The organism is Saccharothrix sabaoui, from assembly GCF_051756985.1.
In the GTDB taxonomy this organism is placed as follows: domain Bacteria; phylum Actinomycetota; class Actinomycetes; order Mycobacteriales; family Pseudonocardiaceae; genus Actinosynnema.
Genome location: NZ_JBPKJK010000105.1, coordinates 21,756 through 31,810, shown reverse-complemented (window position 1 = coordinate 31,810; position 10,055 = coordinate 21,756). Strand labels below are relative to the sequence as shown.

Annotated in this window: 12 protein-coding genes; 5 read left to right on the top strand and 7 right to left on the bottom strand. The window is 74.2% G+C overall.

Going from position 1 to position 10,055, the window contains the following annotated elements:
• Both ACR807_RS27670 and ACR807_RS27665 read right to left on the bottom strand, forming a co-directional pair.
• Positions 1-576, bottom strand: a 576-nt coding sequence (locus ACR807_RS27670) for a snapalysin family zinc-dependent metalloprotease (protein WP_438924354.1), incomplete at its 3' end; no start/stop codon positions are given.
• 195 nt (positions 577-771) lie between these two features.
• A complete protein-coding gene (locus tag ACR807_RS27665) occupies positions 772-1,491 on the bottom strand; it encodes an alpha/beta fold hydrolase (RefSeq protein ID WP_438924353.1) in 720 nt (239 codons plus the stop codon).
• A gap of 159 nt (positions 1,492-1,650) precedes the next feature.
• Between ACR807_RS27665 and ACR807_RS27660 the strand changes: the two genes are divergently transcribed.
• Positions 1,651-2,103 (top strand): MarR family winged helix-turn-helix transcriptional regulator, encoded by a 453-nt coding sequence (locus ACR807_RS27660; protein WP_438924357.1) that lies wholly within the window; start codon positions 1,651-1,653, stop codon positions 2,101-2,103.
• A 51-nt stretch (positions 2,104-2,154) separates the two neighbouring features.
• Here the strand turns inward: ACR807_RS27660 and ACR807_RS27655 are convergent, their stop codons facing one another.
• Positions 2,155-3,300 (bottom strand): glycosyltransferase, encoded by a 1,146-nt coding sequence (locus ACR807_RS27655; protein WP_438924352.1) that lies wholly within the window; start codon positions 3,298-3,300, stop codon positions 2,155-2,157.
• Positions 3,301-3,377: 77 nt separating this feature from the next.
• A complete protein-coding gene (locus ACR807_RS27650; protein WP_438924351.1) occupies positions 3,378-3,833 on the bottom strand; it encodes a MarR family winged helix-turn-helix transcriptional regulator in 456 nt (151 codons plus the stop codon).
• Positions 3,834-3,907: 74 nt separating this feature from the next.
• Between ACR807_RS27650 and ACR807_RS27645 the strand changes: the two genes are divergently transcribed.
• The gene (locus ACR807_RS27645; protein ID WP_438924350.1) at positions 3,908-5,926 is read left to right on the top strand and encodes an MMPL family transporter; all 2,019 of its coding nucleotides are present in this window, start codon (positions 3,908-3,910) and stop codon (positions 5,924-5,926) included.
• Between the two features lie 21 nt (positions 5,927-5,947).
• Here the strand turns inward: ACR807_RS27645 and ACR807_RS27640 are convergent, their stop codons facing one another.
• Complete coding sequence (locus ACR807_RS27640) at positions 5,948-6,424, bottom strand: hypothetical protein (RefSeq protein WP_438924349.1); 477 nt, start codon at positions 6,422-6,424, stop codon at positions 5,948-5,950.
• Positions 6,425-6,531: 107 nt separating this feature from the next.
• Between ACR807_RS27640 and ACR807_RS27635 the strand changes: the two genes are divergently transcribed.
• Positions 6,532-7,263 (top strand): SDR family oxidoreductase, encoded by a 732-nt coding sequence (locus ACR807_RS27635; RefSeq protein ID WP_438924348.1) that lies wholly within the window; start codon positions 6,532-6,534, stop codon positions 7,261-7,263.
• A complete protein-coding gene (sigJ, locus tag ACR807_RS27630; RefSeq protein ID WP_438924347.1) occupies positions 7,260-8,183 on the top strand; it encodes an RNA polymerase sigma factor SigJ in 924 nt (307 codons plus the stop codon). Before ACR807_RS27635 ends, sigJ begins: the two co-directional genes overlap by 4 nt.
• A gap of 25 nt (positions 8,184-8,208) precedes the next feature.
• On the opposite strand, the gene ACR807_RS27625 is transcribed toward sigJ, so the two are convergent.
• Together ACR807_RS27625 and ACR807_RS27620 are read right to left on the bottom strand one after the other, a co-directional pair.
• Positions 8,209-8,955 (bottom strand): hypothetical protein, encoded by a 747-nt coding sequence (locus ACR807_RS27625; protein WP_438924346.1) that lies wholly within the window; start codon positions 8,953-8,955, stop codon positions 8,209-8,211.
• 4 nt (positions 8,956-8,959) lie between these two features.
• Positions 8,960-9,145, bottom strand: a complete 186-nt coding sequence (locus tag ACR807_RS27620; protein WP_438924345.1) for a hypothetical protein — start codon at positions 9,143-9,145, stop codon at positions 8,960-8,962.
• Between the two features lie 176 nt (positions 9,146-9,321).
• On the opposite strand from ACR807_RS27620, the gene ACR807_RS27615 reads away from it, so the two are divergent.
• On the top strand, positions 9,322-9,981 hold the full coding sequence (locus ACR807_RS27615; RefSeq protein WP_438924344.1) for a TetR/AcrR family transcriptional regulator: 660 nt from the start codon (positions 9,322-9,324) through the stop codon (positions 9,979-9,981).
• Positions 9,982-10,055: the final 74 nt, after the last annotated feature.

Here is a 10,055-nt window from a genome sequence, read left to right as displayed (position 1 = left end):
GAAGCACTCCGCGGCCGAGGTCGCGAAGCCGGCCGCCCGGACGTCCGCCACGGCGGCCGTGCCGGCGAAGCGGCGGTTGACCTCGGCGCGCTCGGCGGCGTTGGGCAGGTCGTTCCGGCACGACACGGGCGCGCTGGAACCGGACATCAGGTCGGCGCACAGGCCGGTCCGCCGGTCCGGCAGGCCCAGGATGTGCCCGATCTCGTGGGTGGAGATGCGGGGCCGGTAGTAGCCCTGCTGGACGGCCTGGCGTCCCATGTAGACGGTGCCGTTGCCGAGCGACGACACGTAGGCGCGGGGCCAGCCGTTGTCCGCCAGGATGCGGATGTTGACCGTCGAGCCGGTCGTCCGCTTGACCAGCCGGACGTTGGTGACGGACGCGTTCCAGTTCGCGGCGGCGGTGTCCCAGTCCGCCGCGAACTCCTGGGCCTGGCTGGTGTCGTAGTACAGGGTGCGGGCCAGGACCTGCACGTCGTCGGCCGCCGGGGCGGCGGAGGCGGGCGCGGCCACCGCGACCAGCGGTGACACCAGACCCAGCACGAGCACTGCGACACGCGCGACCTTGCGCACGAACATGATGGTCTCCTCGGGAGCAGGGGAAGTCGGGGAGCCGGTCGGCAGGGGAGGCTCCCCTGCTGACCAAACAACCAGTCCCCGGTGGTGGCTGAGAAGCCCCCGAAGGTAGGGTCGTGCGCCCTCCGCGCCGGCCGCCGCCGTCCCCCTGCCGCGCGCCGGGCGGCGGCGACCCGTCCGCGCCCGGTCGCGGGGTGATCAGGAAACGGCCTCGACCGCCGCCAGGACCAGTGCCGCCACCTCGTCCGGCCGGGAGAGGGCGATGGCGTGCGAGCCCTCCACCTCGACGGTGGTGGCGCCCAGGCGCTTCGCGGCGGCCCGCTGGGAGTCCGGGTGGATGGCGTGGTCCTCGGTGGCGACCGCGAACCAGGACGGGAGGGTCCTCCAGGCGGGCTCGACGGCCAGCGGCTCGGCCAGGGCGCGGGCGGCGACGGGGCGCTGGCTCGCGGCGGCCGTCGCGGTGACGTCGTCCGGCAGGTCGGCGGCGAACACGCTCGGGAAGGCGTCGCGGCGGATCGTGAACTCGGTGTCGGTGCCCTCGCCGTCGGGGAACTCCTGCGGCACGAGGGACGTGTTCAGCTCGACGGGCGGGAACGCCTCGACCGAGCCCAGGGCGCTCTCGCCGGTGTCCACGCCGAACGACGCGACGTAGACGAGGGCCTTCGCGTTGGGCGCCTCGGCCCCCGCGTGGGTGATGACCGGGCCGCCGTAGGAGTGGCCGACCAGCACCACCGGGCCGTCGACCCGCCCGGCGACCGCCGCCACGTAGTCGCCGTCGTGGGCCAGGCCGCGCAGCGGGTTGCTCACCGCGATGGCGTCCACGCCCCGCGCCCGGAGCCGCTCGATGACCGGGCCCCAGCTGGAGCCGTCCGCGAACGCGCCGTGCACCAGGATCGCGGTGGGGGTCTTGTCGCTCATGGTCTTTTCTCCTCCGGGTGGATCGGGCTGATGTCGTATAAGCTAGTGGCCAAGTAACTCGTGCACAAGTTACTTTTGTAGTGATCACTGGCACACGTGCCACCATGGGTGCCCGGAACGACGGGTGCCCGGAACGACCGAGAGGAGTCCGCCGTGGACGTGCCGCCGCTGGAACGGGGTTCGGCCGTGGACGACCTGCTGTGCTTCGCCCTGTACGCCGCGTCCCGCGCGGTCACCGCCGCCTACCGGCCGCTGTTGCAGGAGCTGGGCCTGACCTACCCCCAGTACCTGGTGATGCTCGCCCTGTGGGACCGCGGCGAGCCGATGCCGGTCAAGGACCTCGGCGACGCGCTGCAACTCGACTACGGCACCCTGACGCCGCTGCTCAAGCGCCTGGAGGCGGCCGGCCTGCTCACCCGCAGGCGCCGGGTCGACGACGAGCGCTCGGTCCTGGTCGGCCTGACCGAGGAGGGCGCGGCGCTGCGCGCCTCGACCGGCCACATCACCGCGTCCATCGGGGAGGCCATGGGCCTGCCGGAGGCGGAGGTGGACCGCTTGCGCGAGTCGCTGCGCCACCTGGCGGCCAACGTCGCCGCGCACAACGCCGGCTGACCGGGTGCGCGCCGGCCCGCCCCCTCGGCGGACCGGCGCGCCCCCGGTCTCTCAGGCGTACTCGTGCAGCGTGCGGGCCACGTCCTCCGGCGACGGCATGGCGGCCACCTCGGCGGCGATCGCGCGCACGGCGTCGCGCACGACCCCGTCCGCCAGCAGCCGCCGCGCCGTCGCGGTGACCGCCTCGGCGGTGACGTCCGCGCCCAGCAACCGCTCGCCCAGCCCGTGCCGGGCCACGACCTCGGCGTTGGCGAACTGGTCGGCGCCCTGCGGCAGGACCAGCTGCGGCACGCCCGCGCCGAACGAGCCCATCGTCGTGCCGCTGCCCCCGTGGTGCACGACGAGGTCGACGTGCGCCAGCAGGTCCGCCTGGGGGACCCACGGCAGCAGCGTGGTGTTGGCCGGCACGTCGCCCAGCGCGGACACCTCGACCGTCGGGCCGGTGGCGACGAGCACGCGCGCGTCGAGCGCGCCCAGGCCCTCGACGGCGGTGCGCAGCACGCCGACGTCGCCGAACGCCGTGCCCAGCGTCAGGTAGACCAGCGGTTCGCGGTGCTCGACGACCCACGCGGGCAGGTCACCGGGGGTGGCGAACGGCACCGGTCGCAGCGCGATCCGGTTCGTCGTGGCCAGGAACGCCGGCTCCTGGAGCGACGGCGGGCAGATGTCGATGTAGGGGTTGCCGAGGGTCATGGCGTGCTCGGCGGTCAGTTCGACACCCAGTTCCGCGGCGAACCCGACCAGGCCGTCCTCCACGCCCCGCACGTCCTGCGGGAGTTCGTCCCACATCCGGCCGAAGCCGTGGCACAGGGCGGGCACGCCCGCGACCCGCGCGGCCAGCCCCGCGCCGGGGTTGCCCAGTTCGTGCACGACCAGGTCCGGGCGCGACCGGTCGACGGCCGCCGCGACGTCGGCGGCGAAGCGGCGCGGCATCACCTGGCCGAACGCCTCGGCGATCAGCTCGGGCTCGATCTCGGTGGCCTTCCCGGGGTCGCGCCCGCCCATCACGCTCGCGAACGCCTCGCCGATCTCCAGGCCGCCGCTGACGTGCCGGAGGCCGCGGGCCTTGAACGTGGTGGCGAACGCGTCGGCGGTGAGGAACGAGACGTCGTGCCCCGCGTCGCGCGCGGCGAGCGCCAGCGGGATCAGGGGGTAGGTGTGGCCGTGGGCGCCGAGGCTGGAGAAGAGGATCTTCATTGCCCCGAGCGTAACCGGATTTTTTCTACGGGGGATGAATTTTGTTCGGTCCTACCCCTTCGGGCACGTGGCGGCGGTCACGTGCCGAGGCCGCCGCGCACGGCCGCGGTCGCCTCGATGCTCGCCGTCAGGAACCGCGCCACGACCTCCTTCTCCCGGTCGTCGAACCCGGCCCACGCGGCGGTGAACGCCTCGTCCAGCGGCACGAAGAACGCGCGCCCCAGCTCCAGCGCCTTGGGGTTCACCCGCAGCTCCACCTTGCGCCGGTCGTGCGGGCTGCGGGTGCGCTCGACGTGCCCCGACGCCTCCAGCCGGTCCAGGACCGACGTGGTCGCCGAGGCGCTCAGGTGCATCGCCTCGGCCAGCTTCCCGGGTGACATCGGCTCGCCGCCCCACCGCGCGTCCATGATCAGCGCGAGCGCGTTGAGGTCCGTGCGGTGCATCTTCTGCCGGTCGCCGAAGAGCTCCGCGAACCGGTCGGTCTCGACCGTGAGCTGCCGGAGCAGCCTGACCAGCGTCGAGTTGTCGACCATCCACCCTCCCCTTAGTATTTCGACGATCGAACTATGCGATCGTCGAACTACATCGTCCCGGAGGTCATTCTGCCGTGAACGCCACCCCGTCACGCGCCCGCTGGTTGCTCCCGGCGCTCGTCGCCGTCGCCTGGCTCGCGCTGGGCGGCGTGTCCGGTCCGTTCGCGGGCAAGCTCAGCGAGGTCGCGACCAACGACAGCACGGCGTTCCTGCCCGCGTCCGCCGAGGCGACCGAGGTGTCCGAACGCGTGAAGGCGTTCGGCGACGCCCGCGGCCTGCCCGCCGTCGTGGTAGCCGAGCGCGCCTCCGGCCTCACCCAGGCCGACCGCGACTACCTCGGCTCGCGGGACTTCCCCGGCGAGGCGTCCCCAGTCATCCCCTCCGAGCGGGACGACCAGGCCGCCCAGGTCGTGGTCGCGGTCGACCCGGAGGACCCGGCCGGGGCGGTCGAGGAGATCCGGGCGCGGCTCACCTCGCCGCCCGACGGGCTGACCGTGCTGGTCGCCGGGCCCGCTGCCCAGGTCGCGGACCTGAAGGAGGCGTTCGGCGGCATCGACGGCCTGCTGCTGCTCGTCGCGGGCGCGGTCGTCGCGGTCATCCTGGTGCTGGTCTACCGGAGCCCGCTGCTGCCGTTCGTCGTGCTGCTGTCCGGGGTGTTCGCGCTGGGCGTCGCGAGCCTCGCGGTGTACCTGCTGGCCGACGGCGGCGTGCTCGACCTCAACGGCCAGAGCCAGGGCATCCTGTTCATCCTCGTGTTCGGCGCGGCCACCGACTACGCGCTGCTGCTCGTGTCCAGGTTCCGCGAGGAGCTGCGCGACACCGAGGACCGCTTCGCCGCCATGCGCGCCGCGTGGCGCGCCACGATCGAGCCCATCGCCGCCTCCGCGGGCACGGTCGTGCTCGGCGTGCTGTGCCTGCTGTTCAGCGACCTCAACTCGAACAAGGGCCTCGGCCCGGTCGCCGCCATCGGCATCGGCGCGGCGTTCCTCGCCTCGGTGACGTTCCTGCCCGCCGCGCTCGTGCTGCTCGGCCGGTCCGCGTTCTGGCCCCTGCGCCCGAAGCTCGGCTCGCCGCACCCCGAGGCGAGCGGGCCGTGGGCGCGGGTGGCCCGGCTGATCTCCGCCCGGCCGCGCGCCACGTGGGTGGTCACCGCGCTGGTGCTGCTGGTCGGCGTCGCGTTCGTGCCGCAGCTCAAGGCGTCCGGCACGGCCCAGTCCGACGTGTTCCTCACCGAGGTGGACTCGGTGGCGGGCCAGGAGGTGCTGTCGCGGCACTTCCCCGGCGGCAGCGGCTCGCCGACCGTCGTGCTCGCCCGCGCCTCGGCCGCCCAGCAGGTCACCGGCGCCGCCTCCGACGTGGACGGCGTGTCCTCGGTGCGGCCCGGCGGCGAGGCCGACGGCCTGGTGCGGCTCGACGTCGTGCTCGACGACGCGGCCGACTCCGAGGCCGCGCTGGCCACCGTGCAGCGGCTGCGGGACGCCGTCCGGGCGGTGCCGGACGCCGACGCGAAGGTCGGCGGCCCGACCGCGACCCAGCTGGACACGCAGCAGACCTCCGAGCGCGACCGGCTGGTCATCATCCCGATCGTGCTCCTGGTGATCTTCCTGGTGCTGGCGCTGCTGCTGCGGTCGCTGCTCGCGCCGCTGCTGCTGATCGCCACCGTCGTGCTGTCGTTCGGCGCGACGATGGGCGTCTCGGCGCTCGTGTTCAACGGGATCTTCGACTTCCCCGGCGCGGACCCCGTGGTGCCGCTGTTCGGGTTCGTGTTCCTGGTGGCGCTGGGGATCGACTACAACATCTTCCTGATGACGCGGGTGCGCGAGGAGGCGGCCTCGATCGGCACGCGGGAGGGCGTGCTGCGCGGCCTCACCATCACCGGCGGCGTGATCACCTCGGCCGGCGTGGTGCTGGCGGCCACGTTCTCCGCGCTGGCCGTGCTGCCCATCCTGTTCCTCGCGCAGATCGCGTTCATCGTGGCGTTCGGCGTGCTGCTGGACACGTTCGTGGTGCGGTCGCTGCTCGTGCCCGCCCTGGGCGTGGACGTCGGCCGCCGCGTCTGGTGGCCGTCGGAGCTGGCGCGCGGGCGGGACTGAGCACCGACCCGGGACCGGGTCTCAGGTCTGGGGCCATATCGAGTAGACGGTGTCGTCCGCGTCCGCGCACACGACCTGCGGCAGCTGCCCCTCGGGGACCTGGTTGCAGGTCAGGCCGGCGACGACGAGCGGGGGCAGGCCGGTCCTCGGTTCGCGGCGCTCGGCGTAGTAGTCGGCCAGGACCGCGCTCGCCTCGTCGCAGCCCAGCCGGCCGGACGGGGTCTCGACCACGACGGCGAGCATGTCCTTGCCCAGCGCCCCGGTGAACCGCTGCTCGCAGTACTGCGCCGGGGCGCCCTCGTCGATCGTCGGGACCGGTCCGGGCGTCGGCTCGGTCGTGGTCCCGGCGGTCTCGGTGGTCCTGGTGGCCCTGGTGGTCGCGGTGACCTCGGTGCCGGTTGTGGTGGTGGTCACGGTCGTGCCACCCGTGCCGGAGCCGCTGACGGTGGTGGAACAGCCCGTGACCAGGGCGAGGAGGACGACGAGCGCGATCTTCACGACCGGGTGGTCGCCGGTGCGGCGTGCGCCGTTACACCGCATGTCACAGTTCGCGAGGGCCGATCGTCCTGCTGTCGGCAAGGTTCCCATGACGCTAGGACGGGCAGATGAGGATCGCGGTTGCGGGCGGCACCGGTGTGGTCGGGCGGAAGGTCGTCGAGGAGGTGGGGCGGGCCGGGCACGAGGCCGTGGTGCTCACCCGTTCCACCGGGGTGGACCTGGCCACCGGCGCGGGCCTGGACGAGGCGCTGGCCGGCTGCGCCGCGGTGATCGACGTGTCCGGCACGGCGGTGTGGACCCGCGAGGAGTCGGAGCGCTTCTTCGGCGACGTGACGACGCACCTGCTCGGCGCGTCGGCCCGCGCCGGGGTCCGGCACCTGGTGGCGCTGTCGATCGTCGGCGCGGACGTCGTCGACGAGGGCTACTACTTCGGCAAGCGGCGCCAGGAGGAGCTGATCGCGGCCGGCCCGGTGCCGTGGACGGTGCTGCGGGCGACCCAGTTCTTCGAGTTCGCCGGGCAGGTGCTGGAGGGCGCGGCCGGGCCCGTGGCGCGGGTGCCGGCGATGCTGTCGCAGCCGGTGTCCACCGCCGAGGTCGCCGCCCGGCTCGTCGAGCTGGCCGAGGGTGCCCCGCAGGGGCTCACCACCCCGATCGCGGGCCCCGAGCGGATCACGGTCGCCGACATGGCGCGCCGGCTGATCGCCGTGCGGGGCGACGACCTGCGCGTCGAGGAGGCCGAGAGCACCACCGGCGCCGCCACCGGCGGTCTCGTGCCGCAGGGCGGGTACCTGAGGGGCGAGCGGACGTTCGGCCAGTACCTGGACTCGGTGCGGTCGTGACGGAGCCCGTCGCGGACCGTGCCGCCGATCGTGTCGCGGACCGTGCCGCGGGTCGGCAGGACGAGCTGGCCGCCGAGTACACCCGCGTGCGGCAGCGGCTCGTCGGCGTCGCGTACTCCCTCGTCGGCACGGTCGCCGAGGCGCAGGACGTGGTGTCGGACTGCTGGTCGCGCCTGGTCGAGGCGGACGCCCGCGAGCCGGTCCGCGACGTGGAGGCGTGGGCGGTGGTGGCCGTGGCGCGGCGCGCGGTGGACGTGCTGCGCTCCGCCCGCGTGCGGCGGGAGGAGTACGTCGGGCCGTGGCTGCCCGAGCCGGTCGTGGACGCCGACCCGGCCGACCGGGTCACGCTCGACGAGAGCGTCAGCTTCGCGCTCATGGTGGTGCTGGAGACCCTCACCCCCGCCGAGCGCACGACGTGGGTGCTGCACGAGGTGTTCGGCCTGCCGTTCCCGGAGGTCGCCGCGGTCGTCGGCCGCACCCCGGCGGCCGTGCGGCAGCTCGCCGTCCGGGCCCGCGCCCACGTGTCCGCCGGCGCGCCGCGCGTCGACGTGGCCACCGCCGAGCACCGCCGGACCACCACGACGTTCCTGCGCGCCGTGGCCGACGGCGACCTGTCCGCGCTGCTGACCGTCCTGGACCCGGACGTGGTGCTGACCAGCGACGGCGGCGGCATCCTCGGCGTGGCCCGCCGGCCGGTCCTCGGCCCGGACCGCGTGGGCCGGTTCCTGCTGGGCGTCCGCCGCAAGATGGTGCCGGGGGAGCGGCTGGTCCCGCTGGTCGTCAACGGCGGTCCGGGGTTCGCGGTGGTGACCGGCGCGGCGGCCCGCTTCGTCTGCGCGGTGACCCTGTCCGGGGGACGCGTGCGGCGGGTGGACATCGTGGTGGCGCCGGACAAGCTGCCGCCGGCGCTGGAGGTCTGAGGCCCGCCGCGCCCGACCGTCCCGCTCAGGCCCTCCACAGCCGGTAGCTGATGACGACCTCGCCGCCGTCGCCCACCGAGTCGACGCGCACGGCGGCGAGGTTGTCCTTGTCCGTCGACACGCACAGCTCGGTGCCCGCGCGGAGGTCCGACAGCCGGACGGTGCCCACCCCGTCGGTCCGCCCGCGGCACACCGGGTAGGAGGCGCCGCCGTCCACGACCGAGAGCCGCGGCGCGTCCTCCGGCGCGTGCACGCCGTAGGTCTCGACGATGAGGTCCGCGACGTCGCCGCACCGGCTCCGGCCCGCCCGGAGGCCCGTCGGCCCCCACCCGGGGCACCCCGTGTCGAGGTCGATCTTGTCCGCGTGGTTGGTCAGCGGGCTCGACGACGGGGTCAGCCGGTAGCCGTCCTTCGTCAGGACCGGGTCGGGCGGGGTCGCGCCGGAAGGGGTCGCGCCGGGTGCCACCGCCGGCGTGGGCCAGAGCCAGGGGGCCGCGACGACCGCGCCGACGCACGCCAGGGCGACGGCCGCGGCGGTGATCGCGCGCCCCGTGCGGCGGAACTTCTCGCGCCACAGCACCCAACCGGCCGCGAAGAGGACCAGGTAGCACGAGACGCGGATGACCGGCGCGCCACCGGTGGAGATCCAGCTGTCCAGCTGCGCGAGGTCGGAGACGAGCGCCACGAGGGAGGTCAGGCCGACGGCGCACACCGCGACGACCGCCGCCCACCCGCGCTTCAGGGCTCCGGGTAAGCCTTCTCGCTCGCCCACCCGCTCACCGCTCCTTGCGCAGGCCGGTCACCAGGAGCGCCCCGCCGCCCACCACGCACAGCAGGCCGATGGCGGTCCACAGCTCCTGGCCCGTCATGAAGCTGCCCTCCAGGTAACCCAACCCCTGTGCGGTCCACACCGCGCCGAGCAGCACCAGCAGGACACCCGCGCCGATCGACAGCTTCTTCATGGCGCGAGGGTAGTCGGGTCCGCGCCGGGGTGGTCGAACACCGGCGTCTCGGCAGGTCACGGACCGGACACCAGATTAAATCAGTTGCTTGACTGATGTCGTTCGTCCGGTTTGACTGGTGCGCCCACGGGGGGTGACGCGGAGGAGGCGCACGTGAGGCGGACCGAGGAGGGCCGGTGGTGACGGACGTCGGCAGGACCCCGCGCGCCGACCAGGTCGGCGCCACCCGGCTCCGGATCCTGACCACGGCGGAGCGGTTGTTCGCAGAGCGCGGGCTGTACGCGGTGTCCAACCGGCAGATCAGCGCCGCGGCGGGGCAGGGCAACAACGCGGCCGTCGGCTACCACTTCGGCACCAAGGCCGACCTCGTGCGGGCCATCGTGCGGCGGCACTCGGCGCGGGTCGACGCGCTGCGCGCCGAGGCGGTGGCGGCCGTCGCCGGGTCGCGCGAGGTGCGCGACTGGGTCGCCTGCCTGGTCCGGCCGCTCGCGGCGCACCTGGCCTCGCTCGGCGGCCCCACCTGGTTCGCGCGGTTCAGCGCGCAGGTCATGACCGACCCCGCGTTCCGGGGGGTGGTGGCGGAGGAGACGATGGCCGAGCCGTCGCTGCTCCAGGTCCTCGACAACCTGCACGCGTGCCTGCCCGACCTGCCCGCCGACGTGCGCGCCGACCGCGCCCACATGGTGCGCCACCTCCTGGTGCACGTCTTCGCCGAGCGGGAGCGCGCCCTCGCCGAGGGCGTCGACACGCCGCGGTCCACGTGGGACGAGGCGGCGACCGGGCTGGTCGACGCCGTCACCGGTCTGTGGACGGCTCCGGCAGGTGGGCGAACTTAAAGCAACTGCTTGACTTAGATTTGGCCTGCCGATTGACTGCCCACCAGATCCCGACTCGACGCCGAGGAGGTCCA